Consider the following 24,307-nt stretch of genomic DNA (forward strand, 5'->3'; position numbering starts at 1 on the left):
GGAGCATCGAGAATGGCGGTTTCGAAGGACGGCAGGCTGACGGTCACCAACCCGGCGACGGGCGCGGAAGGAAAGAGCTATCCGCTCTGCTCGCCCGAGGAGGCGGCCGCCGCGGCCAAGGCGGCGCATGCGGCCTATCGCGACTGGCGCCGGACCAGCTTCGACGAGCGCGCCGCGATCATCCGCAAGGCCGCGGTCCTGCTTCGTGACGGTGCCGACCGCTTCGCCGCGCTCATGACCGAGGAAATGGGCAAGACCCTCGACGAGGGCCGCGCCGAGATCGAGAAATGCGCCTTCCACTGCGACTGGTTCGCCGATCATGCGCCGGCCTATCTCGCCGAGGAGAAGGTCGACCTCGGCGGCAATGGCGAGGCGGAAGCCTTCGTCACTTTCAACCCGCTCGGCGTCGTCCTTGCGGTGATGCCGTGGAATTTCCCCTTTTGGCAGGTGTTCCGTTTCGCCGCGCCCGCGCTGATGGCGGGCAATGGCGCGCTTCTCAAGCATGCCAGCAACGTCCCCGGCTGCGCCCTTGCGATCGAGGAAGTGCTCCACCAGGCCGGCGTCCCCCGCGACCTCTTCCGCACGCTTCTCCTCCCGAGTAAGGCAGTCGAGGCGCTGATCAAGGACGAGCATGTCGCCGCCGTCACGCTCACCGGCAGCGTGCCCGCAGGCAAGAGCGTCGCCGAGACCGCCGGATCGGTCCTCAAGAAATGCGTGCTCGAGCTCGGCGGCTCCGATGCCTATCTCGTGCTCGAGGATGCCGATGTCGCCGCCGCGGCCAAGGTCGCCGCCACCGCGCGCATGGTGAACGGCGGGCAGAGCTGCATCGCGGGCAAACGGTTCATCGTCATCGACAGCATCCGCCCGGCGTTCGAGGCCGCGATGGTCGATGCGATGAGCGCCTTCGCCATGGGCGATCCGACCAAAGAGGGCACCAAGCTCGGGCCGATGCAGAGCATCGAGGCACGCGACGAGATTCACGAGCAGGTCGAGAAGAGCATCGCCAATGGCGCCCGGCTCCTTCTCGGCGGCGCAAAGCCCGACCGGCCCGGCGCCTGGTATCCCGCCACCGTCCTTGCCGACGTCCGTGCAGGCCAGCCCGCGCATGACGAGGAGGTGTTCGGCCCGGTCGCCGCGATCATCGCCGCGCGCGACGAGGCGGAAGCTATCGCCATCGCCAATACGAGCGAGTTCGGGCTCGGCTCGGGCGTCCTTACCGGCGACCTCGCCCGCGGCCGGCGCATCGCGGCGGAAGAGCTCGAGGCGGGCATGAGCTTCGTCAACGAGAATGTCCGCTCCGACCCGCGCCTCCCCTTCGGCGGGGTCAAGCATTCGGGCTACGGCCGCGAATGCGCCGCCTACGGCATCCGCGAGTTCGTCAACATCAAGACCGTCCAGGTGAAGAGGCTGGCGAGCTCCTCGGGGAGCAAGGTCGAATAAGGAGAGCGGCGGTTTTCCGCCGTCCCCCGTGACAGGCCCCTGCCGCTGCTGCTAGGTTCCGGCCCAGCGGCTCGGCCGCCTGTGATGCGTGCACCCAGGGGGGCCGGGCTGCATGATCTTCAATTCGCTGACGTTCATCGTCTTTTTTGCGTTCGTTCTGCTGCTTCACAACCTGCCGCTCACCTGGCGGCAGAAGAAGCTGAACCTGCTTGTCGCGAGCTACCTGTTCTACGCGGCCTGGAACCCGCCCTTCGTCATCCTTCTGTGGGTGTCGACCGTGGTCGACTGGTGGGCGGCACAGTGGATGGTCCGTTCCTCGCGGCAGTCCACCCGACGGGCATGGATGATCATCTCGGTGGTCGTGAACCTCGGGATGCTCGGCTACTTCAAGTACGGCAATTTCCTGCTCGAGAACTTCACCGCCGCCGTGAATGCCGCGGGGATCGCCTACCACCCGCCCAAGTGGGACATCATCCTGCCGGTCGGGATCAGCTTCTACACGTTCGCCACCCTGTCCTACACGCTCGACGTCTACCTACGCCGCGCCGCGCCGGCGAAGCATTTCCTCGACTACGCCTTGTTCGTGACCTTCTTTCCGCACCTCGTCGCGGGACCGATCATGCGTCCGACCGAGCTCGTCCCGCAGTTCGAGCAACCGCGCCGGGCCAATGCCAACATGCGGCTGTTCGGCCTCGCTTTGTTGACCCTCGGCATGTTCCAGAAAGTGGTCATCGCCGACGGCCTGCTCGCACCTGTCGCCGAAACGGTGTTCGACCGCCCGGGTGTGCCGCTGACGATCGACGCCTGGGCGGGGACCCTCGCCTTCGCAGGGCAGATCTTTTGCGACTTTGCCGGCTATTCGACGTCGGCGATCGGGGTGGCGCTCGCGCTGGGCTTCGCCATGCCGGACAATTTTCGCTTTCCCTATGGCGCGGTCGGCTTCTCGGACTTCTGGCGTCGATGGCACATCACTTTGTCGAGCTGGCTGCGCGACTATCTCTACATCCCGCTTGGCGGCAACCGCCACGGCCCGGCGCGGACCTATATGGCCCTGATGGGGACGATGCTCCTCGGAGGACTGTGGCACGGCGCCTCGTGGACCTTCGTCGTGTGGGGCGGCCTCCACGGCCTCTACCTGTCCGCCGAGCGCTGGCTGAAGGCCCGCTTCGGCGGCTGGACCCCGAACCCGGCACAGCTGCTTGGCCTTGCCCTGCTCACCTTCCTTGCGATCAATGTCACCTGGGTCTTCTTCCGCGCCAAGACCTTTGCCACCGCCGGTACCATTCTCGCCAGCATGGTCGGCTACGCCCCGGGCGGGCAGGCGGTTCTGCCGGGCTTCGATCTCCTCGCCGCCTTCGGCATCATGGCGCTGATCTTCATCATCCACTGGCGAATGCGCGACACCACGCTCGAAGCCGTGGTCGAGCGGACACCGGCCATCCTCCTCACGCCCGCCCTCGGGCTCATGGCCTTCCTCGTCATCATCGAACAGGGGCGCGGCAATGCCTTCCTCTATTTCGCCTTCTGAAGACCTCCCACCGGTCGGGACGATCCACGAAGGCGCGCTTCCCCGCGGCCTGCGCCTCACCGCCAGCGATCGCCCCGGTCAGGCCCAGCCGGTGCCCGTCCGTGACGTACCCAGCCGGCCCTGGCGCGGGATCGCGCTCGTCGCGGCCCTCCTGGCCGCCTTCCTGACCGCAAGCTGGGAAGTCTGGGCGCGAAGCGCGGGGCTCAGCAATGCCGACATCGGCGACAGCCCGCAGGCCTGGGCCGAGATGCGGGCAGGCATCCATCCCGACGACCTCGTCATCGTCGGCGATAGCCGGATCCTGTTCGACACCGACCTTGCCCATTTCGAGCAACTGACCGGAATCCGCCCGAAGCAGCTCGCCATCCACGGCACCAATGGGCGGGTGCTGATGGAGCATCTCACCCGCGATCCCGGCTATCGCGGGCTGCTCATCGTCGGCATGGCCGACACCAGCTTCTTCCGCCCGGTGTCGGCGCCCGCCGGGGTCGGCCAGCCCTGGATCGACGGCTATGAGCGCAACCGCGAGCCGAGCCAGATTACCGGCCTCATCCTCGACCGCTGGCTCCAGCGCCTCTTCGCCTTCCTCGACGAGGACATGCGGTTCAGCCGCCTCGCCGGACGCCTCGACCATGGCTGGCGAAAGGGCGTCGACAGCCCGTACGAGGATGTCTGGAAGGTCGATGAGAGCTTCGACTACCGGCAGCGTTTCATGTGGCCGAGGATCGAGCAGCCCGGCTATTATCAAGACCAGGCCCGGCACGCCTGGGACAATTTCCGCGGCAAGCCGGGTGATCCCAAGGAGATTGCCGCGGTGATCGCCGCAAGCCGCAAAGCGGTCGCCGAGCTTCGTCAGCGCGGCGGCGACGTGGTCTTCATCCGCCCGCCCTCGGCCGCCCCGATCCGTGAGAATGAGGAAAAGAGGCTGCCCAAGGCACGGGTCTGGGATGCGCTCCTGGCCGGCACCGGGGCGCCGGGCATCCATGCCGACGACCTCCCCCAGGCGCAGGATCTCGACATCCCCGAGTGGAGCCATCTCAGTCGCACCTGCGCGACCGTCTTCACCGATGCCTACGTCCGGCGGCTGGTCCAGCTGACCCGGCGGATCCGGCTCCGCACGGACGCTCCGGCGCCGCTGTCGACCGCCAACTGCAAGGGCCGGCTGGCCGGGGCACCACTGCGCCCGTCCTGACGTTGGGGCAGGTAATGGACCAATGCTGGCTCTGCGCACGCCCGCTCGGCCGCCGGGTCGAACAGCATCACCCTGTGCCCAAGAGCCGCGGCGGGCGCGAGACGCGCGCGGTGCATCCCATCTGCCACCGCACGCTCCACGCGACCTTCACCAACAAGGAGCTTGCGCGCATCGGCGACGATCCGCCGGCGCTGGGGCGCAATCCCGAGCTCGCGCGCTTTCTCGCATGGGTGGCGACCAAGCCGCCCGACTTCCACGCGCCGACCCGGCGCCGGAAAGCTTAGGCCTGCACCGCCCCGTAATCGGACGGGGTCCGCCGGACCGTCGCGATGTCCGCCCGGTTGTTGAGCGACTGCCGGATACGGTCGAGCAGCTCCGAGCGCCGATAGGGCTTGCCGAGCACGTCCTTGTGCGGCCGGTCGGGGCCCGCGATCACCAGCTCCTCATTGTAGCCGGTGGTCAGCAGGATCGCGATTGCGGGGTCGCGCTTGCGGATTTCGTCGGCGAGCATCAGCCCGTTGATCCCGCCCGGCATGACGAGGTCGGTGAAGAGGAGGTCGAAGGTCCCTGCCGGGGTCCTGTCGAACAGCTTCAGCGCCGCTTCGCCGCTGTCGGCGGTCGTGACGCGATAGCCCGCCGCGCCGAGGATCTCGACCGCCAGCTCGAGCACTTCGGCGCTGTCCTCGACCACCAGCAGATGCTCGACCGGCTGGCCGCGGCTCTCGCTGATCGCGACCTGCTTGTCGGCCGACCGCTCGCTGATTTCGTCCTCCTGGTCGATTGAGACCGGAAACAGCATCCGCATCAGTGCGCCTTCGCCGAGCCGGCTCTCGATCTCGAGCCGCCCGCGCGACTGCTGCACGAAGCCCGAGGCCATGGCGAGCCCGAGCCCGGTGCCCTTGCCCTGGCTCTTGGTCGTGAAGAAGGGCTCGGTCGCCCGCTCGATCACGTCCTCGCTCATCCCGGTGCCCTCGTCCGAGATTTCGAGCGCGACATAATCGCCTTCGCTGAGCTGCCGCGCCGGCGCATCGCCGTTGAGGTGCACCGCGCGGGTCGCGATCGTCACCACGCCGCCGGTCGGCATGGCGTCGCGCGCATTCATCAATATGTTGAGCAGCGCCATCTCGAGCTGCTCGGGATCGACCATCACCCGCGGAAGCCGTCGGCGCAGGTTCAGCTGGAGATGCACCTGGCTCCCCAGCGAACTCTCGATGACGTCGATAAAGTTGGTGACCAGCGCGCTGAGGTCGGTCGGCTTGGGGCTGAGCCTGGTCTTGCGCGCGAAGGCGAGCAGCTGGCGCGTCAGCTTGGCCCCGCGCTCGGCCGCGGACCGCGCATTGTCGATATAGCGCTTCGCCTTGTCGCCATCGATGTGCGACGACAGCAATTCGAGATTGCCGTTCACCACCTGAAGCAGATTGTTGAAGTCGTGCGCGAGGCCGGCGGTCAGCTGGCCGATCGATTCCATCTTCTGCGCCTGGCGGAAGGCCTGTTCGCTGTTGCGCCGCCGCGTGACGTCGAGCTGGCTGGCGAACTGGTAGGCGAGCTTGCCGCTTTCGTCGAACACCGGGCCGATGAAGACCGCATTCCAGAACGGGCTGCCGTCGCGCTTGTAGTTGAGAATCTCGGCCGCGATTGAGCCGCCGCTCTCCACGGCTTCGCGGATTGCCGCGACCGTCTCGCGATTTGTGTTGGCGCCCTGGAGAAAGCGGCAGTTGCGCCCGAGGACTTCGCTTTCCTCGTAGCCGGTAAGGTCGAGGAAGGCCTTGTTGGCGAAAGCGATGGGATTGTCGGGCTGGTTCGGATCCGTGAGGATCATCGGCATCCGGGTCATCTCGATCGCGGCGAAGAAGACGTTGCCGCGTTCGTCGAGACCGGGCCGCGAGATGACGCTCTCGCGCCAGTGGTTCATCCCCGGGCTCGACCCGAAAGTGCTGGTTTCGCTGTTGGTATCTAGGGCACCCGCCGCCGGCCGACCGCGACTCTGCCCACCGCCTTCGGTGTCCGTCGCCTTGTCGGGATCGGACCCCGAGGTACGAATTTCCTCATCCACGCGGCTTTACCACTCCACCTTATGTCGGTCGTTCGACATACTCCGCCCGCTAACGTCGCCCTAAAATCCTTTGCTTCGCAAAAGGTTCCGTGGGTGCGCATTGCTTCCGTCGGCGCCCGGGCTAAGCTCCGATCGTTATTCGAAGAGGGGGGTACAGGGATGCGTGCATTTTTGCCAACGATGATCGCGGCGCTCGCGCTGGCCGGCTGCGGCGAGGCCGAGGCGCCCAAGGAGGCCGCTGCCGTCCCGGCCAAGCTTCCGGCCGGCGAATATGAGGTGGTGCGGACGGTGAAGTCGCTTGCCTCGACTGACAAGACACCGCTTCCGACCTTCACCAAGGTCGGCCAGGCCAGCACCAGCCGCGGCTGCGTCGGCGAAGACGGGCTTCCCGCCGCCGAACTGCTCGCCGCCAAGGGCGACAGCTGCGAACTCCAGAATCCCTATGTCCGCTCGGGCCGCATGAACACGCAGGTCTCCTGCACCCGCAAGGGGCAGGGCTCGGTGATGGGCGACCTCCAGGGCAAATATACCGCCGACGGCTTTACCGGCACGCTCACCAGCAGCAGCTTCTTCAGCGGCCCCGGCGACTACAAGCTCGTCGAGGACGTCGTCGCCCGCAAGGTCGGCGACCAGTGTGCCGCCGCCGGCGGCGCGGCCAAGGCCTGATCTCGAAAGGGCCTGCGCTTTCCCCCTCGGGGGGTGCGCAGGCCCTGCATCGTCAGTGAACGGCCGCGGTCCGCACCACGGGTTCGGGCATCAGCGAGCTGTGCAGATGGTCGATCCGCCACTGCCCCGCCTCGAAGCGATAGATGAAGGAAAATCGCGCCGCCGCCTGGCTGGTCGCGTGGCTCGCCGGGTCGGTCAGCGTCCAGGTCCAGGTTCCGACCCGCTCGGCGATGTTGCAGCCGATCCGGACCGTGCTGCTGTCGATCTGCACCACCGGCGACTTGGCGAGGAAGTGGACGAAATAGTCGCGCACCTCGGCCGGATTGGTCCGCACCCTGTTGGACAGGGTCGGAAGCAGGACCGCGTCCGGGGCGAACAGCGCGGTCACCTTGTCGGGATCGTGGGTCGCCAGCGCGGACCGGAAACGGTCGACCTGCGCCTCGATCTCGGCCGGGGTGGCGGCGGCGCAGGCGGGCGAAGAAGCGGCCGGGACGGGACCGGCGAGAAGGAGGGCGGTCAGGGGAAGGATCGGGAGCATCGCGTTCCTTTCAGGTGAAGGGAAGGACGAGGCCGACCGGACGGAAAGCCTCTTCCCTCCCTTCACTCTTAGGAACGCCGCCGGACGCGCGGGCCCGGCGGGGGCAAAGCCTCGCCGCGCTTAGTCGCTGACCGGCATCATCGAGCTGTGCAGGTGGGCGATCTTCCACGCCCCGTCTTCCACCTTGTAGATGAAGGTGTAGCGCGCCTTGACGTTGTTCCGCACGCCGCTGTTCTGGTTGGTGAGGCCGACCGTCCAGGTGCCCATCCGGACCATCATGTTGCAGCCTTCGCGAACGTTGCTGCTGTTGATGGTGCCGACCGGAGCGCCCTTGAGGAAGCTGGTGAAATAGTCGCGGATCGCGCCATGGTCGGTCCGCGGCACGTTCGACACCGTCGCGAGCAGCACGGCATCCTTGGCGAACAGCTTGGTCACCGTGTCGGGGTCGCGGGTCGCCCAGGCGGCATTGAAGTCGGCGAACAATTTGTCGGGTGCGCCCGCCGGAATTGCCGCGCACTGGGCCGTGGTAGCGCCCTGCGCGGGCGAGGGGGTTGCCGCGAAGACGGTCGCGGCGCCGGCAAGAAGGATCGTATATTTCAGCATGATCTTCGGTCAGCTCCGTTTCAGGATGAGGACGAAAGACGCAGGTACTAGGGGAGGAAGCGGCGCCGGGCGGCCGGGTGCGCCGGTCCGGCCGGCACGGCGCCGCGCCGCCTCAGCCCGGCTTGTGGCCGGTCAGCTCCTCCAGGTGGCGACGTCCGGCGTCCGGTCCTTCGTCGACCGGCCACTGGGGCTCCTCGGCGCCGCGCGTCTTCCACAGCGAGTAGACGACGCCGCCGGCGATCAGCCCGACTGTGATCCCGAGGCTCAGGAGGGGCGGGAACTTGGCGCCGCCCATCAGGAAGTCCGAAATGAAGATCTTCGCGCCGATGAAGACCAGCACGAGGGCGAGCGCATATTTCAGATAGTGGAAGCGATGGACCATCGCCGCGAGCGCGAAATAGAGCGCGCGCAGGCCGAGGATCGCCATGATGTTCGAGGTGTAGACCACGAACGTGTCGGTGGTGATGGCGAAGATCGCCGGGACGCTGTCGACCGCGAAGACGAGGTCGGCGAGGTTGATCACCACCAGCGCCAGGAACAGCGGGGTCGCCGCCCACACCAGCTTGCCGCTGGTGCTGTCGGGCACCTTCACGAAGAAATGCTGCTCGTGAAGCTCGGGCGTCACCCGCATGTGGCGGCTGATCCAGCGGATCACCGGATTGTGCGCGATGTCCATCGGCTTGTCGCCGGCGAACAGCATCTTCACGCCGGTGAACAGGAGGAAGGCGGCGAAGATGTAGAGCACCCAGCTATATTGCTGGACCACCGCCGCGCCGACGCCGATCATCAGCCCGCGCAGCAGGATCACCGCGATGATGCCCCAGAGCAAAGCGCGATACTGATATTTCGCGGGGATGGCGAAGAAGCTGAAGATGAGGCTGATCACGAAGACGTTGTCGATCGACAGCGCCTTCTCGATGAAGAAGCCCGTATAATATTGCATGCCGAGCTCGGGCCCGCGCTCGAGCCAGACCCAGCCGCCGAACGCCAGCGCGATCGAGATGTAGAAAAGCGACAGCTTGAGGCTCTCGCGGATGCCCATCTCCTTGTCCTCCTTGTGGAGGACTCCGAGGTCGAAGGCGGTCAGCGCGATGACGATGCCGATGAACGACAGCCAGAACCAGGCCGGGGTGCCGAGCCAGTCGGCGAACAGGAATTCCATGGTGGCGATGCTCCCTTAGCGGGCCGAAGCCCGGCGGGGAGCATCGCCCCCGCTCAGAGCTTCCAGGTGAGGTTGAGAGTGGGCGCGTGACCGACCACGTCCGGCCGGTTCTTGCGGATGTTCTGCTGGCGCGTGTAGCCGACCGACACGTCGACCTTGCCGAACGGCTTCTGCACCCCGACGAAGGTGCGCAGGCCGGTCAGGCCCGTGTCCCCGGTCGGCGAGGTCGCGCGCAGGGTGAAGAAGCCCTCGACGTTCGCGACCGCTTCCCAGTCCTTCTTCTTGTCGGTCAGCGGAACGCCGATCCCGACCCGCTGGCGAAGCCGCCAGCCGGTGCGGCCGCTGTTGTCGATGAAGCGCTGCTCGAGCCGGGTCCGGCCCTTGAGCTTGAGCGTGTCCGAGATCGGATAGCTCAATTGCTCGATCAGCCGCGTCTCGTAGGTCGTGCCTTCCTTCGAGCGATGCAGCCCGAAGCTCCCCGACACGCCGCCACCCAGCCGCTGGCCGAGCCAGATTCGATAGATGTGGCTGTCGCCCGCCGGCGCCTCGCGGAAGCGCTGCTGGGTCTGCAGCTCGACATAGGTATTCTTGTCGAGGTCCTTGCTGACGGTCCCCTCGAACCAGAATTCGAGATCGTTCTCCTCCGCCAGCGCAGGCGTGGCGGCGGACACGGCCAGCGCCGCGACAAGCAGGTAGGAAATCTTCATGGTCACCCCGCAGCGGCCCCATCGCCGCGGCCCCGCCTTCATCACAGGCGCGTGACGCTTTCATGTCACTTTCCGGGCGGATCCAAGTCGGGCGCAGAAGCCGCTGGGATCCCCGGGTCGGAAACAGATGCATGTGCTCCTCGTCGGAAAACTGATGGTTCAGCCGATCGGAGCATCGTCAGTGGGTGCTGGGCGTCGTGCCCGGGCCAGTCACATCGGATGATCCGATGCGGTCCGACATCACGCGCCATCCGCTCCATCGAGAGCAACATGGACGCGCCAGAGGGGCCCGGTCCGCGGAGACAATATTACGTGACGGGCGAAAAAGTTCAATCCTTCGCGAAAAACCGGGACCAAAGGCCGTGCTTTTCGCTTGCCGCCAAGGCCGCGCCCGGTCCAGCCTCGCCTCCGATGCGGCCGCTTCTGCCCCTGCTGCTCCTGCTCGCCGGCTGCGCCACCACCCCGCGCGACAACGTGCCGCCGGGCGTCGTCGCCGGCCTTTCCTTCTCCGCCGCCGGCGAGGGCAGGGGCTTTGCCGAAGGCCGCGCCGATCCCGCGACCGACCGCGTCGCCACGCTCAACGATCCGGTCCGCGTCGCCTCGGTCAGTAAGCTGGTCGTCGCGCTCGGGGTGATGAAGCTGGTCGAGCAGCGCCGCCTGTCGCTCGACGCCGATCTATCCGGCCGGCTCGGCTGGCCGCTCCGCAATCCCGTCTATCCGGACGCGCCCGTCACCCTCGCCATGCTGCTCGGCCACCGCGCGGGAGTCCGCGACCATGACGACCAATATGCCGTGCCGCTCGGCGAGACCGTCGCCGCCGCCATGGCCGATCCGCGCAGCTGGGACCCCCGGCATCCGCCCGGCGCTTTCTTCACTTATGCCAACATGAATTTCCCGCTGGTCGCGGCGGCCGTCGAGCGCGCGACCGGCGAACGCTTCGACCGCTGGATGCGCCGCGAGATCCTCGATCCCCTGAAGATCGACGGCTGTTTCAACTGGCCGACCTGCTCCGATGCCGCCGTCGCCCGCGCCATCGTCCTCACCCAGGGCGGCAGGCCGATCCGCGACGACCTGCGCGGCCGCCGCCCCGACTGTCCCGTCTTCGTCCGGGAGGGCGTCGCCTGCGACCTCGCGCGCTGGGCCCCGGGCGACAATGGCGCCCTGTTTGCGCCGCAAGGAGGGCTTCGCATCTCGGTCCGGGGCCTCGCCCGCATCGGCCGCCTCCTCCTCAACGACGGGGCGCTCGACGGCATTCGCCTGCTCGAATCCGCCAGCGTCCGTACCCTGCTAACCGCGCGCTGGACCTTCGACGGCGGCAATGGAGAGACGGAGCAGGGCTTCTACTGCCGCTATGGTCTCGCCGCGCACCGCATCCCGACGAAAGTACCGGGCTGCCGCGACCGGATCGCCGGGGCGACCGGCGCCTGGGTCGGCCATGCCGGCGAAGCCTATGGCCTTCGCTCGGGCCTGTGGATCGACCCCGGGCGCCGGGTCGGAATCGCCTATGTCGTCACCGGGCTCGATCCCGTCCCGCCCGCTGGCCGCTCGGCCTTCACCGCGGCCGAGGAACGCGCCTTCCGCCGCGCCGCAGCCCTGCTCCAAGCACACTAGCGGCGCTTGATCCCGTAATCGATCCGGATCTGGACCCACTCGCCGACCTTGTAGCTTCCGCCGACCCGCGGCGGGCGCACCTTGAACTGCCAGGCCGCCGCCAGCACCGCCCGCGCCAGTCGCGATCCGCTCGGCCATTCGTCGACCGCCACGCAATCGTCGACCTTGAAGTCGGGCACGGTCTTGCAGGCGATCAGCGCCCAGCCCGGGTCGGCGGTCGAGAGATAGCCGCGAAGCTCGCTGTCATAGGGCTCGCGATACCAGGCCGCGGCATAGAGCTTGTCGCCATTGGGTGCCCGCCCGACCACTTCCGAATCCTGCTCCCCGCGCGGCGCCGGCGGTCCGGCCGGCGCGCGTGGCTTGGTCGGGGTCGGAAGATTGCGAAGATCGGCGCTGCGCAGATCCTCGGACGGCAGCGGCACGACCGGCGAGGGCAGCTTCACCACCGGCTCGGGAAGCCGCGGCGCGACCGGCTGCGGTGGGACGGGGAGCGGCGGCCGGGGCGGGGTCGGCTGGCTCGGCGATTCGGGACGGGCCTCCTCGCGCTTCGGCTCGGGCCTGGCTTCCTCGACCGCCTGTTCCGGAACCTCGCTGACATCGAAGGTGCTGAGCGGCTTGTCCTCGGCGATCGGGACTGTCCGCGCCGTGCCGAGCGTCAGCAGGATCAGCACCACCAGCGCTTCGAACGCGAGCGCGGCGGTGAGCGCGACGATGCGCCGGCGGCGCGGGCCATGCACCGCCTCCGCCTGTCGTCTCCGCCCCGACACTGCTTCACTCACCCGCTTCAACTCCCGGCCCGCGCGGTCCGACCCAGCCGTCCTGCACCTGAACCGCGGCTGGCCGATGGCGCCCGCTCATGGCGGTTGTGGGGCAGGGCGGGAGGGAAAGGAAAGATTACCGCCGTTACCCGCCCGGCGATCGCCCCATGCGCCCTCTCGGGACCGCTCGGAAGTGCGGCGCGGAAAACACATTATCCACCGCAATAATGCGTTAACCGTCATTTTCCCGCTTGCGCCCGAACACGGGTCAAAGCACAAGATGTTGTAGCGGCTCAGGGGCACCAACGCACAAACTTGTGGTTGGCGCTGGGGATAACTATATCTCCGGCGGAGGGAAAGCGCGTCCTTGTGGATAACGGGGACAGGCAATTTCCGACCCTCTGGGCCCTAGCGAATCACGGCGGACGGGCGTACTCCGGCTCCGCGAACAGAACGGGAACATCGAGCGGCGTTAGTGGCCGCCAGGAGGAAGCAGTCATGGACTTCTCGAGTGGCAGCGAGGTCGGCACCGCCGACGTCACCCCCACCGCAACCGCGGCGAAGAAGGACAGCAAGACCGTCGACGAGCGCCGCTTCTCGGTGGTCACCGATCCGTCCCGCGATTCGCTCCTGACCGACTTCGGCAAGGAAACGCTGAACGACCGCTACCTGCTTCCGGGCGAGGGCTATCAGGACCTCTTTGCCCGCGTCGCCGCGGCCTATGCCGACGACGAGGCGCATGCCCAGCGCGTCTATGACTATGTCTCGAAGCTGTGGTTCATGCCCGCGACGCCCGTGCTGTCGAACGGCGGCACCGGTCGCGGCCTGCCGATCAGCTGCTATCTGAACTCGGTCAGCGACAGCCTCGACGGCATCGTCAACACCTGGAACGAGAATGTCTGGCTCGCCTCCAAGGGCGGCGGCATCGGCACCTACTGGGGCAATGTCCGCGGCATCGGCGAACCGGTCGGCCTCAACGGCAAGACCAGCGGCATCATTCCCTTCGTCCGCGTGATGGACTCGCTGACCCTCGCCATCAGCCAAGGGTCGCTGCGCCGCGGTTCGGCCGCCTGCTATCTCGACATCTCGCATCCCGAGATCGAGGAATTCCTCGAGATCCGGAAGCCTAGCGGGGACTTCAACCGCAAGGCGCTCAACCTCCACCACGGCGTGCTCGTCACCGACGAGTTCATGGAGTGCGTCCGCGAAGGCGGCGAGTTCACGCTCCGCAGCCCCAAGGACCAGTCGGAGCGTGGCAAGGTCGACGCCCGCTCGCTCTTCCAGAAGCTGGTCGAGACCCGCCTGGCGACGGGCGAGCCCTACATCATCTTCATCGACCAGGTGAACCGGTCGATGCCCAAGCATCACCGCGACCTCGGCCTCAAGGTCTCGACCTCGAACCTCTGCTCCGAGATCACCCTGCCGACCGGCAAGGACCATCTCGGCGCCGACCGGACCGCGGTCTGCTGCCTGTCGTCCTTGAACCTCGAGACCTGGGACGAGTGGAACGGCGACAAGCAGTTCATCGAGGACGTCATGCGCTTCCTCGACAATGTCCTCACCGACTATATCGATCGCGCGCCCGACGAGATGGCGCGGGCCAAGTATAGCGCGATGCGCGAACGCTCGGTCGGCCTCGGCGTGATGGGCTTCCACTCCTTCCTCCAGGCCCGCGGCCTGCCCTTCGAGGGCGCCATGGCCAAGAGCTGGAACATGCGCATCTTCAAGCACATCAAGGCGCAGGTCGACGAAGCCTCGATGATGCTGGCGCACGAGCGCGGACCGTGCCCCGACGCCGCCGACATGGGCGTGATGGAGCGCTTCTCCTGCAAGATGGCGATCGCGCCGACCGCGTCGATCTCGATCATCTGCGGCGGCACCTCGGCCTGCATCGAGCCGATCCCGGCCAACGTCTATACCCACAAAACGCTGTCGGGCAGCTTCTCGATCCGCAATCCCTATCTGGAGAAATTGCTCATCGAGAAGAGCAAGAACTCCGATGCGGTGTGGAATTCGATCCTCGAGCAGGGCGGCAGCGTCGCCCACCTCGACTTCCTCTCCGAGGACGAGAAGGCGACCTTCAAGACCAGCTTCGAGATCGACCAGCGCTGGCTGATCGAGCTCGCCGCCGATCGCACGCCCTACATCGACCAGGCCACGTCGCTGAACCTGTTCATCCCGGCCGATGTCGACAAGTGGGACCTGATGATGCTCCACTTCCGCGCCTGGGAGCTCGGCATCAAGTCGCTCTACTATCTCCGCTCCAAGTCGGTGCAGCGCGCCGGCTTCGCGGGCGGGGTCGAGGCCGACAACACTGCCGAAGCGCCCAAGTACGAACTGGCCGCCTCGACCGACTACGACGAGTGCCTCGCCTGCCAGTAAGCCATCGCTCCTCCCCCAGATTGCCGCGTTAGCGGCAACGCGGGGGAGGTGCCCCGAAGGGGCGGAGGGGGTCCGTCCGCCAGAGAACGACAGCCGATCATGCTCGCCAACCCCGTCCTCTTCTTCCTCCTCGCCGTCGGCGTCATCGCCTTCGGCGCGTGGGTGGGACGCAAGCAGCAGGGTGGGCGTTGAGCGGCCATGAACATGCTCTTCGTCATCGTCGGCGGCCTCGCCACCCTCATCGGGCTTCTTCTCCTCGTCTCCGCGCTGCGCGGCCGCGTCGGGGAATCGCGCAAGTCCACTGCCCAGCTCATCGCCGGCATGATGATCCTCGCCTTCGGCCTAGTCCTCGCCGGCTTCGCCATCGCTTACTCGACCACCAAGCCCTACCCCGAATTCCGTAACGAGGCGCAGCCATGAGCTATCGCCAGTCGAGCTTCGATCCCCTCGCGCCGTCGGCGCCGGTCGGCCCCAGGCGTCCCTTCAACTGGGTGCAGTGGCTCGGCGTCGGGTGCGAGGCAGCGGCGATCACGATCCTGCTCTGGCACTATGCCGGCCTGCTCGGCTGGACCGGCGCCAAGGCCGTCTCGCCCATCTACGCCACCTCGACCGCGCTCCTTGGCATGACGCTCATCAACTCGCATACCCAGCCGCTCGCGGCCGAGGACGATGCCCAGCGCCGCCGCAACCGGACCTGGCTCAGCTGGACGCTCGACGTCGTCGCCATCCTCGCGGTCCTCGCCGTCATGATCGACATCTTCGCATGACCCGTCCCCTCATCCTTGGAGCGCGTCATGCGTAAGTGGCACCGCTGGCTCTCGGTCTTCTTCGGGATCCTCATCCTGTTCATCGCCACCACCGGGCTCCTCAGCCAGGTGGGCAGCCTCGTGAACGAGAGCCGCCAGGCCGCCGCGCCGCCGCCGGCGATCCCGGCGGGCTTCGTCTGCCCGGAGACGATGAACTGCCGGCCCAAGCCCCAGCCCGGCGGCTGGAACGTCGGCCTGCTCCATCACCTCCACTCGGGCGAGGAGTTCGGTGCCATCGGCGTCGCGCTCTCGATCCTCAGTGGTCTTGCGCTGCTTTTCTTCGCTTTTTCAGGGCTTTGGATGTATATCCAGATGTTTCGGGCCCGCGCGTCCAAGTCGTCGAACCCCAGTCGGAGGATGTTCTGGTGAAACCCGAAATGCTCGTCACTTTGTCGGCGCTGATCGCTCTTTTCGCGGGCCTCTACGCCATCCTCGTCTTCAAGCGCCGCCGCAGCGACGCCGCCGCTTCCACCCCCGCTTCAACGCCCAAGGACTAAGCGAAATGCCCCTTCTCCAAGCCAACAAGGCCTACAAGCCCTTCGAATATCCCTGGGCGTTCGAATTCTGGAAGCGCCAGCAGCAGATCCACTGGATGCCCGAGGAAGTGCCGCTCGGCGAGGACTGCCGCGACTGGGCGCAGAAGCTCACCCCGCACGAGCGCAACCTCCTCACCCAGATCTTCCGCTTCTTCACCCAGGCCGACGTCGAGGTGCAGGACTGCTACCACGACAAGTACGGCTCGGTGTTCAAGCCGACCGAGATCAAGATGATGCTCACCGCTTTCTCCAACATGGAGACGGTGCACATCGCCGCTTACTCGCACCTGCTCGACACGATCGGCATGCCCGAGAGCGAATATAGCGCCTTCCTCCAGTACAAGGAGATGAAGGACAAGCACGACTATCTGAACACCTTCGGGGTCGAGACCGACGCCGACATCGCCAAGACGCTCGCCATGTTCGGCGCCTTCACCGAGGGGCTGCAGCTGTTCGCCAGCTTCGCGATGCTGATGAACTTCCCGCGCTTCAACAAGATGAAGGGCATGGGCCAGATCGTCAGCTGGTCGGTTCGCGACGAATCCTTGCACTGCGAGGGCATCATCAAGCTCTTCCACGCCTTCGTGAAGGAGCGCGACTGCCTCACCGCCGACGTGCGCGATTCGATCATCGACCAGTGTCAGAAGACCGTCCGCCTCGAGGACGCCTTCATCGACCTCGCCTTCGAGCAGGGCCCGGTCGAGGGCATGACCCCCAAGGCGATCAAGAAGTATATCCGCTACATCGCCGACTGGCGCCTCGGCCAGCTGGGCTTCCAGCCGATCTACATGGTCGACGAGCACCCGCTCCCCTGGCTCGCCCCGCTGCTCAACGGCGTCGAGCACGCCAACTTCTTCGAGACCCGCGCGACCGAATATTCCAAGGCCGCGACCCGCGGGAACTGGAACGAGGTCTGGGACAATTTCGACCGCCGCCAGAAGGCCAAGGTCGCCAACGACGCGCCGGAAGCGGAGGCTGAGGGCGGGCTGTTCGATGCTGCGACGGTGGCGGCGGAGTAAGTAGATGTCAGATCAGGCGATCGGAATTGCGCTCTCCGTACTCGGCATCGCAATAAGTATCTTTTTTGGGCTTCGAGCCACGAAAAGCCGAAGCTTGCAGCAGCACGTAGGTGATAACTCAGTATCTGTTCAAAGCGGTCGGGATACAAAAATAAACTCAAATGAATAAGCAGACACAATCAGTAGGTAGCAACTCCCTGGCAGTTATTAGCCAGGGAGACACTCATATAAACCAAGGTTTAGATGAGGATCAGTTGCGCGCGATAATGGAATGTGTCTCTGATCAAATTCCAAAATTTGCTGCTATTGCGGGACAGATCGTTGATGATCGTGTAAAACAGTTTGAAGCGAAAATAATTGAAAGATTTGGGGCGGACAAGAAAGCTGATCCGGAAACATTTAAGGATCCAGATTTTCTTTATGCAGTTCAATCTGCTCAGGTTTCGTATGCCCGCGTCGGAGACGATAGCTTGGGAGAGAACCTTGCTGACTTGATCGCTGAACGTTCCCAATTTAAATCAAAGAGTCGCTCGTCCTTGATTCTAAACGATGCGATTTCAAAAGTATCTCTCCTCACCGCCGACGAGCTTTCGCTTCTTAGTTTTGCATTTCTGATGCAGCAAGTTAGGGTCACTAATGCAACGAAGACTTCTTTATCTTCATACCTAAATAAGAATGTTTCCGGGATTTTAGATGAAGTCCCAAAGACGGATGACTCAGTCGCTTACTTGGAAACGCTCGGCTGTGGCCGACTGGTCGCGTTTGCTGGTATGAAGTTGGAAGATGTCCTGTCGAGGGCTTATCCCATATTCCGGCGAGAAGTCGACATTAATAGCGTGAGGGCGCGAATTCCTGAGACAACGTTATCCACCCTTATTGCTGCCGGCTTCGTTACCGTTGATCATAACGATAAAATACTTCTGCAGTTCAGTGACGAAGTCGAACTCCGCACCGCTCTTCTCGGTGCGGGGTTGGAAGACTTAAACGCTGAACAAGTCTGGGCTGCGTGTGTAGGTCAATCCCTCGGTCGTGACGGAATCATTGCTTATCTTCAAGACAGTGTTCCACGTATTGTAGAATTCTTCTCCGCTTGGGACGCTGCTTCGTTAAATCTCTTCCAAATATCGCCGATTGGAATTGCGATCGCTCATGCAAATGTGAAGAGGCACTATGCGTTCCCAGCGCCGCTAAGCATTTGGCTGAAGTAGGCTCAAAATTTAGCATCAGTTATTATCTGCTCAGCCGCCAATCAATCCCCTCGATCCCCTTGGTTGCGCGGCTTCGTCGCCGCCGCATGCTTGCGGGCATCCTGGCTAAGCGACTTCGACACATCGACGCTCTCCTTGAAGGTGCCATCCTCGCGGCGGCGCACGAAGCGTTTGTCGGTGCCCGTATCGATCAGCTCGCGTTCGTTGGTCATCACGCATACTCCCTTGAACCGCCCGACCAACGAACGAGGCCGCGACCGGATTCGCCGTAAAGCCCAAACTGCGACGAACCCCCCGTGCCCCTGCGACCAAATGCGACTAGGCTCGCGCCCATGACCCTCACCAGCCTCCTCGTCCCCACCTTCCGCCACCAGCTCGGGGCCCTGTCCGCCTGGCTCGACAAGGGCGCGGCCCATGCCGCGGCGCAGGGGATGAGCGAGACCGAATTGCTCGGGGTCCGGCTCGCGGTCGACATGTTCCCGCTCCACAGCCAGGTCCGCGTCGCCGCATTCCTCGTCCAGGAAACCATCCATCGCCTGCTTGGGCAGGAAACCCCCGACGCCATTGTCGCGCTCCGCACCCATGCCGCGACCCGGCAGGAGGAGACGGGTTCGGTCGCCGACCTCCGCGCGATGCTTAGCGCGGCGCTCGCCTTTCTCGACACCGTCGGCGATGGCACGCTCGACGCCGCCGCCGACCGGCCGCTCGCCCATGCCCTGCCGATGGGCATGGTGTTCGACATGACCGGCTTCACCTTCGCCCGCGACTGGGCGCTGCCGCAGGTCGGCTTCCATGTCGACATCGCCTACGCCCTGCTCCGCAGCGCGGGCGTGCCGCTCGGCAAGCAGGACTATGTCCCCCACATGTTCGCCTACCTCCGCCCCGGCACCATGCCCGGCGCCTGACCTCCTGTTCCCCTGCGAAGGCAGGGGCCCAGTGCCTTCCTTGTTCTTCCGGCCTCGCGCCTGCCGAAAGAATACTGGGCCCCTGCCTGCGCAGGGGAGCCTCCCGATTAGGCCTTTCCCCCGCCCCGTGCTAAGCCATGGCCATCGCACGGAACGGCTATCCAAGCCCGTGCGGCTGAGAGACCCAACGCGCTCCCGCTTGATCCACAAGGGAGCCTTCATGGACCTCAACTATCTCTACCACCGTCGCGGCATCTCGCTCGCCCGCGCCCTCGACAGCAATTGCGCCCGCGCCCGCTCGGCCCACATGGGCCTGTTCGACGGCTATGGCGCGAAGATCGACGCCCGCCGCAAGGCGGTGGCCAAGTGAGCCGCGTCCTCTTCCTCAGCCTCAGCGAGCAGGACGTGATCGCCAAATGCACCGCCGCCAAGGTCGGCATCTCGGCGCTGGAGCGGCTTCCCGAGGGCGGCACCCGCCTCGTGACCATGAGCAGCGCCGGCGCCGCGGTCATGACCCGCAAGCTCAAGTCCAGCCTGATCGCCGCCACCACCACCCGCGCGCGCTTCCGCCCGGCCTATTCGGGCAGCGCCTCGCGCTAGGCCCGGTCTAGCGGGACCGAAGGCTGCGTCGCGCGATTAACATCGATCAGGGCAGCGTTTCGGCGATTCTTCTATCGGATCCGGGATGAACGAGGAGATTGACTTTCTCGAGCGGCAGGCCGCGCGTTGCCGCCGCCTTGCCCGCGAGGTCAATGATCCGGTGACCGTCGAGCTGTTGACGACCCTTGCCGACGATTATGACCGCCGCGCCGCCGCGCTCCGCTTGGCCGATCCCGTCATCCTCCCCGAGCCGCCCCCTGCCACCGCCTGACGATCGTGCCGCAAGACTTTGGTAACCCTGTCGCCTTAGCCTTGCGGCAATGCGCAACATCGTCATCCCGCTGATCGTGCTGCTGCCGTCGCTCGCCGGCATCGCCCACGCGGCGCAGGACCGACGCGCAGCGGACCTGGCCGACCGCCCGTCGCAGCAGCGCAGTATCGCCGCGCCGCGCTGACAGCCAACGTGCTGCCTTCGAGGTCGGGCACAAAAACCCTGTCCTACACGAGCCATATCGGTTAAGGGGCTGGCGTGCGCTTCCTGTCCGCACCCCGCGTCCATCGCCCTCGCGCTTCCGTCATGCCCGTGCCCACCCGAAGCTTCAGGGTCACGGCACGTCACCTTCCTCGCACCGCCAGGAACGGCCCGTCTCCGCCATTTTCCCCGGGGATACGCGCCTTCGCCGACACCCGATCGTGCGTCATCTTCGTGACCTGCGACCAACGAAAGACGGGGCCGGACAGCCTCGCCGTCCGACCCCGTCCAAGGGCATTCCTGCCGTCGCTTAGGCTTAGCCGATCGGCTCGCCCGATTCTTCCTGCTCGAACAGGCCGGCGGCGACGTCGGCATTGGCGCTGAGGCGGACCTTGTCGCCCTCGACGCCGGCGACCAGGCCGCCCGGGATATAGTGGTGGTGGTCGCCATGGGTCATGCCGCTGTCCTTCTTGGTCAGCTTGATGCGCTCGCCCTCGACCTTGTCGACGGTGCCGAGATGCACGCCGTCGGCGCCGATGACTTCCATATGTTCATTGATCTGGCTGAGGTCGGCCATGGCAGTCGGTCCTTTTCCGCTTGGTTGTTCCGGCGCCTTAACGCTCGGGGTCGCGGCTGGGTCCGTTACCCGACCTTTGGCCAGCTCAGCGGTGGTCGACGATGCTGATCGTATACTGGCTGGGGCTCCAGCCGGCCCATTGCGAGGCGGCGGTGAGGATCACCGCAATGGCCAGCGCGACCGCGGTGATCCCGGTGCCGATCACCCAGGCTTCCTGCTCGCGCAGCTCGCCCGGGGTCACCTTGCGTTCGGGCGGGGGCGGGGGGTCGCGGCGGATCCGCGAGCCGACGGGACGCGCCCCGCCGCGGAGGTCGACGGCTTTCTTGCTACGGCTCGGAAGCGGGCTCGCCATGCGCCCGTGATAGCCTGCCAGCCTTACCCGAAGGTTAGCGCGGCGGGAGGCCGATCAGGCTGATCTGGCGGCCGTAGCTCGGCTCGGCCCGGTGGGTCGCGCGGCGGAAGGAATAGAAGTCGGCCTCGTGCCCATAGGTGTCGAGCCCGAGCGCCTCGACCCGGCGCAGCCCCGCCGCGGCGAGGCGGTGGAGGAGATAGGCCGGAAGATCGAAGTGGGGCTTTCCGGCCGGGCCCTCGGCGAAGAAGCGCTCGGCTTCGGGATCGGCGGCGAGGAAGGGATCGGGGAAGGCGGTGTCGACCTCGTAGCTTGCCCGGGCGATGGTCGGGCCGATCGCGGCGGCGATCCGCTCGCGGCGGGCGCCCAGTGCCTCCATCGCGGCGATGGTGGTGTCGGTCACCCCGCCGAGCGCCCCGCGCCAACCGGCATGGGCCGCCCCGACCACCCCCGCCTCGCGGTCGGCGAACAGGACCGGGGCGCAGTCGGCGGTGAGGATCCCGAGCAGGATCCCGGGCCGGTCGGTGACGAGGGCATCGGCCTCGGGCCGCGCGTCGTCGGTCCAGTCGCCGGCCTCGAGAACGGTCGTGCCGTGGACCTGATAGGGCGAGACGATCCTCGCTCCGGGGATCACCGCGTCGGCCGCGCGGCGGCGGTTCTCGGTGATGACCGCGAGGTCGTCGCCGCTCCCCCAGCCGCAGTTGAGGCTGGCCATCGCCCCCTCGGACACGCCTCCGCGGCGGCCGAGGAAGCCATGGGGGACGGCGAGCGCCTGGCTGGTCCAGGCGGGCGGCGGAGAGGCGGCGGTCAAAGCGACTTCTCCCACACCCGGTCCTCGTCGGGATGATTGCCGACCATGAAGGTGACCGGCCCCCGGTCCGCGAAGCCGTATCGGCGGTAGAAGGCCTGCGCCCGGTGGTTCTCGGTGAAGACCGACAGGGCGATCCGCTCCGCCCCCCGCCGCCGCGCCTCGGCCAGCACCCACTCCATCAGCGCCCCCGCCAGCCCGGTCCCGTGCGCTTGCTTGAGTAGGTAGAGCTGCTTCAGCTCGATCGCCCCCTCGCTCACCACATGGGGCAGCTTGTTGGGTCCGACCTTGGCATAGCCGAGCACCGCTCCATCGACCTCACCCACCGCAAACGCGAAGTCCGGGTCGCGAAACTCTCCGGCCCAGGCGTCGGGCGTAAAGCCGGCGAGGAAGGCCTCGAGGTCGGCAGGATCGTAGAGGTGCGCGAAGGTCGCGCAGAAGCTGGTGCGGAAGATGCCGGCGATGGCGGCGAGGTCGGCGGCGGTGGCGGGACGGACGATCATAGCCCGGCGGGCCTTGGCCATTCAGGCGAGTGGATGGCAAGCACCTTGAACAGGCTGCCCATCTGGTCGGGTCGGCACAATCGCGCCCGCGCCTCTTCGATCTCGGCAGCCCGCTCGGGCGAGGCATTGGCGAGCGCCCGGGCGCGGGCCTGGATGCCGAGCCGTTCGAGCCAGGCACCCTGCTCGGCCGGCCCGGCGACAAAGGCCCCGGCCTCGCGCGCCACGGCGGCCACGCGCTCGAAATCGACATGGCTGGTGAGGTCCTGCTCGCCCGGCTCGGCAAGGACCGGGGCGAAGCGGTGGCCGCGGACTGCCTGGAGCGTGTCGCCGGGCGCCGTTCGCTCATGACCATAATCAATGATGAGAGCGACCCCGCCGAGCGGGACGAGGCCCTCGGCCAGCGCCTCGACCGCGCCGTCGCGGGCGGGCGACGTCTCGATCACCTCCCCGTCACGATCGAAGGCCAGTCCGTCGCCGATCCATTCGACATGCCGCTCGGCACCGCCGACGTGCTGGCGAATAGGAAGGGCGTCGAGGAATTCGTTGGCGACCACCAGCAGGGGCCCGTCGCCGGGAAGGTCGCCGATCCGGTCATGATGGGTGACTTCCCCGAGCGTCGCGACTTGCGCTTCGCGCAGAACAGGGCTGGTCTCGACAAGGTGGACGGGCGGGGCGAGCCCGGCCGAACGCATCACCCGCAGCGCATCGCTGGCGAGCGTTCCCCGGCCCGGGCCGAGCTCGACATAGCGGACGTTGCCGGGGGCGCCGGCCCGGCGCCAGCAATCGACCAGCACGGCGCCGACCAGTTCGCCAAACATCTGGCTGATCTCGGGCGCGGTGGTAAAGTCGCCGGCGCTGCCAAGCGGGTCGCGGGTGGCGTAATAATAATCGTTGCAGGCCTCCATATAGGCCTCGACCGTCATCCGGCCCTCGGCCTTCAGACGGTCACGCAACGCCCGCTCGAACGGAGTCAGGCGATGCTCTCCAGGCCGGCCGTTGGCTCGACCCGCTGCCGGCGCCGGGCGGCGGTCAGCATCAGGTAGAGGCCGCCGAGGATCATCGGCACGCAGAGCCACTGGCCCATGTGGAGCCCGGTCGCCAGCGCAAATTCCCGGAGCTGCTCGTCAGGCTCGCGGATGAACTCGACCCCGAAGCGGAACAGGCCGTAGAAGAAGAGGAAGGCGCCGACGAGGAGGCCCGGCTGGTAACGGGCGCGGGTCTTCCAGAACATGACGGCGAGGATCGCGAACAGCAGCAGCCCCTCGAGCGCGGCTTCGTAGAGCTGGCTCGGATGACGCGGCGGGCCCAGCGTGGCGACACCCGCGATGACTTCGGGAAAGCGGACCGCCCAGGGCACGGTGGTCGGCGCGCCCCACAATTCGCCGTTGACGAAATTGGCGAGGCGACCGGTGAAGAGGCCGATCGGCACGACGCAGGCGACATAGTCGTGCACCCGGAGCCAGTTCAGCTTCTCCTTCCAGCTGAGGTAGATGATCCCGAGGCTGGTGCCGAGGACGCCGCCGTGGAAGCTCATGCCTCCGTCCCACAGCTTCACGATTTCGAGCGGATTCTCGATGTAGAAATCGGGCCGGTAGAAGAGGACGTAGCCGAGGCGGCCGCCGAGGATCACGCCCAGCGAGGCGTAAAAGACGAGGTCGTCGGCATGGCGACGGGCCATCGGCGCGCCGGGCTGCTTGATGAGTTTGAGCAGGTAGAAATAACCGAGGAAGATGCCCGCGAGATAGGCGAGGCTGTACCAGCGCAGCTGAAAGAAGCCGAGGTCGAGCGCCACCGGATCGAGGCCGAGGCTCGTATAGGAAATCCCGGCAATCAACGCAGCTTCCATTCAGACACTTCCCTCTTGGCCCTCGCGTCTCATAAGAG

The 24,307-nt window shown here is 66.3% G+C and carries 31 protein-coding genes; 18 read left to right on the forward strand and 13 right to left on the reverse strand.

Annotation, left to right across the window (positions count from 1 at the left end; genetic code table 11):
- Nucleotides 1-12: 12 nt before the first annotated feature.
- From AC4GYU_RS04540 to AC4GYU_RS04555, 4 genes are all read left to right on the forward strand, one after another.
- Nucleotides 13-1,440: an NAD-dependent succinate-semialdehyde dehydrogenase gene (locus tag AC4GYU_RS04540; RefSeq protein ID WP_491085709.1), complete on the forward strand. Its 1,428-nt coding sequence runs from the start codon at nt 13-15 to the stop codon at nt 1,438-1,440.
- A 112-nt stretch (nt 1,441-1,552) separates the two neighbouring features.
- Complete coding sequence (locus AC4GYU_RS04545; RefSeq protein ID WP_491085710.1) at nt 1,553-2,968, forward strand: MBOAT family O-acyltransferase; 1,416 nt, start codon at nt 1,553-1,555, stop codon at nt 2,966-2,968.
- Nucleotides 2,943-4,160, forward strand: coding sequence for a hypothetical protein (locus AC4GYU_RS04550; RefSeq protein WP_491085711.1), 1,218 nt, complete (start codon nt 2,943-2,945; stop codon nt 4,158-4,160). The genes AC4GYU_RS04545 and AC4GYU_RS04550 overlap by 26 nt, the downstream gene beginning before the upstream one ends.
- A gap of 14 nt (nt 4,161-4,174) precedes the next feature.
- Nucleotides 4,175-4,444 carry an HNH endonuclease gene (locus AC4GYU_RS04555; protein WP_491085712.1) on the forward strand — a complete coding sequence of 90 codons (270 nt, stop codon included), beginning with the start codon at nt 4,175-4,177 and terminating at the stop codon, nt 4,442-4,444.
- On the opposite strand, the gene AC4GYU_RS04560 is transcribed toward AC4GYU_RS04555, so the two are convergent.
- A complete protein-coding gene (locus AC4GYU_RS04560) occupies nt 4,441-6,213 on the reverse strand; it encodes a histidine kinase famiy protein (protein ID WP_491085713.1) in 1,773 nt (590 codons plus the stop codon). The two genes, AC4GYU_RS04555 and AC4GYU_RS04560, sit on opposite strands and share 4 nt — an antisense overlap.
- Nucleotides 6,214-6,372: 159 nt before the next feature.
- Between AC4GYU_RS04560 and AC4GYU_RS04565 the strand changes: the two genes are divergently transcribed.
- Entirely contained in the window at nt 6,373-6,879 is a 507-nt protein-coding gene (locus AC4GYU_RS04565; protein ID WP_491085714.1) for a DUF3617 domain-containing protein, read from the forward strand.
- Nucleotides 6,880-6,931: 52 nt separating this feature from the next.
- Here AC4GYU_RS04565 and AC4GYU_RS04570 read toward each other — a convergent pair whose 3' ends face one another.
- The 4 genes from AC4GYU_RS04570 to AC4GYU_RS04585 all read right to left on the reverse strand — a co-directional run bounded on the left by AC4GYU_RS04570 (nt 6,932) and on the right by AC4GYU_RS04585 (nt 9,889).
- Nucleotides 6,932-7,417 (reverse strand): SgcJ/EcaC family oxidoreductase, encoded by a 486-nt coding sequence (locus AC4GYU_RS04570; protein WP_491085715.1) that lies wholly within the window; start codon nt 7,415-7,417, stop codon nt 6,932-6,934.
- A gap of 120 nt (nt 7,418-7,537) precedes the next feature.
- Entirely contained in the window at nt 7,538-8,020 is a 483-nt protein-coding gene (locus AC4GYU_RS04575) for an SgcJ/EcaC family oxidoreductase (RefSeq protein ID WP_491085716.1), read from the reverse strand.
- A 112-nt stretch (nt 8,021-8,132) separates the two neighbouring features.
- The gene (locus AC4GYU_RS04580; RefSeq protein WP_491085717.1) at nt 8,133-9,182 is read right to left on the reverse strand and encodes a TerC family protein; all 1,050 of its coding nucleotides are present in this window, start codon (nt 9,180-9,182) and stop codon (nt 8,133-8,135) included.
- Nucleotides 9,183-9,235: 53 nt separating this feature from the next.
- The gene (locus AC4GYU_RS04585; RefSeq protein ID WP_491085718.1) at nt 9,236-9,889 is read right to left on the reverse strand and encodes a DUF2490 domain-containing protein; all 654 of its coding nucleotides are present in this window, start codon (nt 9,887-9,889) and stop codon (nt 9,236-9,238) included.
- A gap of 411 nt (nt 9,890-10,300) precedes the next feature.
- Here AC4GYU_RS04585 and AC4GYU_RS04590 point away from each other — a divergent pair, with 411 nt between their 5' ends.
- Complete coding sequence (locus tag AC4GYU_RS04590) at nt 10,301-11,500, forward strand: serine hydrolase domain-containing protein (RefSeq protein WP_491085719.1); 1,200 nt, start codon at nt 10,301-10,303, stop codon at nt 11,498-11,500.
- On the opposite strand, the gene AC4GYU_RS04595 is transcribed toward AC4GYU_RS04590, so the two are convergent.
- Nucleotides 11,497-12,237 (reverse strand): hypothetical protein, encoded by a 741-nt coding sequence (locus AC4GYU_RS04595; protein ID WP_491085720.1) that lies wholly within the window; start codon nt 12,235-12,237, stop codon nt 11,497-11,499. The genes AC4GYU_RS04590 and AC4GYU_RS04595 overlap by 4 nt on opposite strands.
- A gap of 519 nt (nt 12,238-12,756) precedes the next feature.
- Between AC4GYU_RS04595 and AC4GYU_RS04600 the strand changes: the two genes are divergently transcribed.
- From AC4GYU_RS04600 to AC4GYU_RS04630, 7 genes are all read left to right on the forward strand, one after another.
- Nucleotides 12,757-14,640, forward strand: a complete 1,884-nt coding sequence (locus AC4GYU_RS04600) for a ribonucleoside-diphosphate reductase subunit alpha (protein ID WP_491085721.1) — start codon at nt 12,757-12,759, stop codon at nt 14,638-14,640.
- Nucleotides 14,641-14,838: 198 nt separating this feature from the next.
- A complete protein-coding gene (locus AC4GYU_RS04605; protein WP_491085722.1) occupies nt 14,839-15,060 on the forward strand; it encodes a hypothetical protein in 222 nt (73 codons plus the stop codon).
- The gene (locus AC4GYU_RS04610) at nt 15,057-15,407 is read left to right on the forward strand and encodes a hypothetical protein (protein ID WP_491085723.1); all 351 of its coding nucleotides are present in this window, start codon (nt 15,057-15,059) and stop codon (nt 15,405-15,407) included. Before AC4GYU_RS04605 ends, AC4GYU_RS04610 begins: the two co-directional genes overlap by 4 nt.
- 27 nt (nt 15,408-15,434) lie before the next feature.
- Nucleotides 15,435-15,815: a PepSY domain-containing protein gene (locus tag AC4GYU_RS04615; RefSeq protein WP_491085724.1), complete on the forward strand. Its 381-nt coding sequence runs from the start codon at nt 15,435-15,437 to the stop codon at nt 15,813-15,815.
- Nucleotides 15,812-15,943 (forward strand): hypothetical protein, encoded by a 132-nt coding sequence (locus AC4GYU_RS04620; protein ID WP_491085725.1) that lies wholly within the window; start codon nt 15,812-15,814, stop codon nt 15,941-15,943. Before AC4GYU_RS04615 ends, AC4GYU_RS04620 begins: the two co-directional genes overlap by 4 nt.
- Nucleotides 15,944-15,948: 5 nt before the next feature.
- Nucleotides 15,949-17,001, forward strand: a complete 1,053-nt coding sequence (locus AC4GYU_RS04625) for a ribonucleotide-diphosphate reductase subunit beta (protein ID WP_491085726.1) — start codon at nt 15,949-15,951, stop codon at nt 16,999-17,001.
- A gap of 161 nt (nt 17,002-17,162) precedes the next feature.
- On the forward strand, nt 17,163-18,209 hold the full coding sequence (locus AC4GYU_RS04630) for an LPO_1073/Vpar_1526 family protein (protein ID WP_491085727.1): 1,047 nt from the start codon (nt 17,163-17,165) through the stop codon (nt 18,207-18,209).
- Nucleotides 18,210-18,250: 41 nt separating this feature from the next.
- Here AC4GYU_RS04630 and AC4GYU_RS04635 read toward each other — a convergent pair whose 3' ends face one another.
- Nucleotides 18,251-18,421, reverse strand: coding sequence for a hypothetical protein (locus tag AC4GYU_RS04635; RefSeq protein ID WP_491085728.1), 171 nt, complete (start codon nt 18,419-18,421; stop codon nt 18,251-18,253).
- 120 nt (nt 18,422-18,541) lie between these two features.
- On the opposite strand from AC4GYU_RS04635, the gene AC4GYU_RS04640 reads away from it, so the two are divergent.
- The 5 genes from AC4GYU_RS04640 to AC4GYU_RS04660 all read left to right on the forward strand — a co-directional run bounded on the left by AC4GYU_RS04640 (nt 18,542) and on the right by AC4GYU_RS04660 (nt 20,169).
- On the forward strand, nt 18,542-19,114 hold the full coding sequence (locus tag AC4GYU_RS04640; RefSeq protein WP_491085729.1) for a DUF1993 domain-containing protein: 573 nt from the start codon (nt 18,542-18,544) through the stop codon (nt 19,112-19,114).
- A gap of 199 nt (nt 19,115-19,313) precedes the next feature.
- Nucleotides 19,314-19,484 (forward strand): hypothetical protein, encoded by a 171-nt coding sequence (locus AC4GYU_RS04645; RefSeq protein WP_491085730.1) that lies wholly within the window; start codon nt 19,314-19,316, stop codon nt 19,482-19,484.
- Nucleotides 19,481-19,714 carry a hypothetical protein gene (locus AC4GYU_RS04650; protein WP_491085731.1) on the forward strand — a complete coding sequence of 78 codons (234 nt, stop codon included), beginning with the start codon at nt 19,481-19,483 and terminating at the stop codon, nt 19,712-19,714. The genes AC4GYU_RS04645 and AC4GYU_RS04650 overlap by 4 nt, the downstream gene beginning before the upstream one ends.
- Before the next feature lie 85 nt (nt 19,715-19,799).
- The gene (locus AC4GYU_RS04655; protein ID WP_491085732.1) at nt 19,800-19,985 is read left to right on the forward strand and encodes a hypothetical protein; all 186 of its coding nucleotides are present in this window, start codon (nt 19,800-19,802) and stop codon (nt 19,983-19,985) included.
- A 49-nt stretch (nt 19,986-20,034) separates the two neighbouring features.
- Nucleotides 20,035-20,169 (forward strand): hypothetical protein, encoded by a 135-nt coding sequence (locus tag AC4GYU_RS04660; protein WP_491085733.1) that lies wholly within the window; start codon nt 20,035-20,037, stop codon nt 20,167-20,169.
- 333 nt (nt 20,170-20,502) lie between these two features.
- Here AC4GYU_RS04660 and AC4GYU_RS04665 read toward each other — a convergent pair whose 3' ends face one another.
- From AC4GYU_RS04665 to lgt, 6 genes are all read right to left on the reverse strand, one after another.
- Complete coding sequence (locus AC4GYU_RS04665; protein ID WP_491085734.1) at nt 20,503-20,763, reverse strand: DUF2171 domain-containing protein; 261 nt, start codon at nt 20,761-20,763, stop codon at nt 20,503-20,505.
- An 85-nt stretch (nt 20,764-20,848) separates the two neighbouring features.
- Nucleotides 20,849-21,115 carry a hypothetical protein gene (locus AC4GYU_RS04670; protein WP_491085735.1) on the reverse strand — a complete coding sequence of 89 codons (267 nt, stop codon included), beginning with the start codon at nt 21,113-21,115 and terminating at the stop codon, nt 20,849-20,851.
- A gap of 34 nt (nt 21,116-21,149) precedes the next feature.
- On the reverse strand, nt 21,150-21,923 hold the full coding sequence (gene pgeF / locus AC4GYU_RS04675; RefSeq protein ID WP_491085736.1) for a peptidoglycan editing factor PgeF: 774 nt from the start codon (nt 21,921-21,923) through the stop codon (nt 21,150-21,152).
- Nucleotides 21,920-22,423 carry a GNAT family N-acetyltransferase gene (locus tag AC4GYU_RS04680; RefSeq protein ID WP_491085737.1) on the reverse strand — a complete coding sequence of 168 codons (504 nt, stop codon included), beginning with the start codon at nt 22,421-22,423 and terminating at the stop codon, nt 21,920-21,922. The genes pgeF and AC4GYU_RS04680 overlap by 4 nt, the downstream gene beginning before the upstream one ends.
- Nucleotides 22,420-23,346 carry a class I SAM-dependent methyltransferase gene (locus AC4GYU_RS04685; protein ID WP_491086877.1) on the reverse strand — a complete coding sequence of 309 codons (927 nt, stop codon included), beginning with the start codon at nt 23,344-23,346 and terminating at the stop codon, nt 22,420-22,422. Before AC4GYU_RS04685 ends, AC4GYU_RS04680 begins: the two co-directional genes overlap by 4 nt.
- A gap of 47 nt (nt 23,347-23,393) precedes the next feature.
- Nucleotides 23,394-24,269: a prolipoprotein diacylglyceryl transferase gene (gene lgt, locus AC4GYU_RS04690; protein WP_491085738.1), complete on the reverse strand. Its 876-nt coding sequence runs from the start codon at nt 24,267-24,269 to the stop codon at nt 23,394-23,396.
- Nucleotides 24,270-24,307 lie beyond the last annotated feature (38 nt).

The sequence above is a fragment of the Sphingomonas sp. SP2 genome, from assembly GCF_058313385.1.

Excerpts from the sequence above, each read along its gene's own strand:
- AC4GYU_RS04540 (WP_491085709.1), top strand. The coding sequence starts at position 13 with ATGGCGGTTTCGAAGGACGGCAGGCTGACGGTCACCAACCCGGCGACG.
- AC4GYU_RS04545 (WP_491085710.1), top strand. The coding sequence starts at position 1,553 with ATGATCTTCAATTCGCTGACGTTCATCGTCTTTTTTGCGTTCGTTCTG.
- AC4GYU_RS04550 (WP_491085711.1), top strand. The coding sequence starts at position 2,943 with ATGCCTTCCTCTATTTCGCCTTCTGAAGACCTCCCACCGGTCGGGACG.
- AC4GYU_RS04555 (WP_491085712.1), top strand. The coding sequence starts at position 4,175 with ATGGACCAATGCTGGCTCTGCGCACGCCCGCTCGGCCGCCGGGTCGAA.
- AC4GYU_RS04565 (WP_491085714.1), top strand. The coding sequence starts at position 6,373 with ATGCGTGCATTTTTGCCAACGATGATCGCGGCGCTCGCGCTGGCCGGC.
- AC4GYU_RS04570 (WP_491085715.1), bottom strand. The coding sequence starts at position 7,417 with ATGCTCCCGATCCTTCCCCTGACCGCCCTCCTTCTCGCCGGTCCCGTC.
- AC4GYU_RS04575 (WP_491085716.1), bottom strand. The coding sequence starts at position 8,020 with ATGCTGAAATATACGATCCTTCTTGCCGGCGCCGCGACCGTCTTCGCG.
- AC4GYU_RS04580 (WP_491085717.1), bottom strand. The coding sequence starts at position 9,182 with ATGGAATTCCTGTTCGCCGACTGGCTCGGCACCCCGGCCTGGTTCTGG.
- AC4GYU_RS04585 (WP_491085718.1), bottom strand. The coding sequence starts at position 9,889 with ATGAAGATTTCCTACCTGCTTGTCGCGGCGCTGGCCGTGTCCGCCGCC.
- AC4GYU_RS04590 (WP_491085719.1), top strand. The coding sequence starts at position 10,301 with ATGCGGCCGCTTCTGCCCCTGCTGCTCCTGCTCGCCGGCTGCGCCACC.
- AC4GYU_RS04600 (WP_491085721.1), top strand. The coding sequence starts at position 12,757 with ATGGACTTCTCGAGTGGCAGCGAGGTCGGCACCGCCGACGTCACCCCC.
- AC4GYU_RS04605 (WP_491085722.1), top strand. The coding sequence starts at position 14,839 with ATGAACATGCTCTTCGTCATCGTCGGCGGCCTCGCCACCCTCATCGGG.
- AC4GYU_RS04610 (WP_491085723.1), top strand. The coding sequence starts at position 15,057 with ATGAGCTATCGCCAGTCGAGCTTCGATCCCCTCGCGCCGTCGGCGCCG.
- AC4GYU_RS04615 (WP_491085724.1), top strand. The coding sequence starts at position 15,435 with ATGCGTAAGTGGCACCGCTGGCTCTCGGTCTTCTTCGGGATCCTCATC.
- AC4GYU_RS04625 (WP_491085726.1), top strand. The coding sequence starts at position 15,949 with ATGCCCCTTCTCCAAGCCAACAAGGCCTACAAGCCCTTCGAATATCCC.
- AC4GYU_RS04630 (WP_491085727.1), top strand. The coding sequence starts at position 17,163 with ATGAATAAGCAGACACAATCAGTAGGTAGCAACTCCCTGGCAGTTATT.
- AC4GYU_RS04635 (WP_491085728.1), bottom strand. The coding sequence starts at position 18,421 with ATGACCAACGAACGCGAGCTGATCGATACGGGCACCGACAAACGCTTC.
- AC4GYU_RS04640 (WP_491085729.1), top strand. The coding sequence starts at position 18,542 with ATGACCCTCACCAGCCTCCTCGTCCCCACCTTCCGCCACCAGCTCGGG.
- AC4GYU_RS04655 (WP_491085732.1), top strand. The coding sequence starts at position 19,800 with ATGAACGAGGAGATTGACTTTCTCGAGCGGCAGGCCGCGCGTTGCCGC.
- AC4GYU_RS04660 (WP_491085733.1), top strand. The coding sequence starts at position 20,035 with ATGCGCAACATCGTCATCCCGCTGATCGTGCTGCTGCCGTCGCTCGCC.
- AC4GYU_RS04665 (WP_491085734.1), bottom strand. The coding sequence starts at position 20,763 with ATGGCCGACCTCAGCCAGATCAATGAACATATGGAAGTCATCGGCGCC.
- AC4GYU_RS04670 (WP_491085735.1), bottom strand. The coding sequence starts at position 21,115 with ATGGCGAGCCCGCTTCCGAGCCGTAGCAAGAAAGCCGTCGACCTCCGC.
- AC4GYU_RS04680 (WP_491085737.1), bottom strand. The coding sequence starts at position 22,423 with ATGATCGTCCGTCCCGCCACCGCCGCCGACCTCGCCGCCATCGCCGGC.
- AC4GYU_RS04685 (WP_491086877.1), bottom strand. The coding sequence starts at position 23,346 with ATGACGGTCGAGGCCTATATGGAGGCCTGCAACGATTATTATTACGCC.
- lgt (WP_491085738.1), bottom strand. The coding sequence starts at position 24,269 with ATGGAAGCTGCGTTGATTGCCGGGATTTCCTATACGAGCCTCGGCCTC.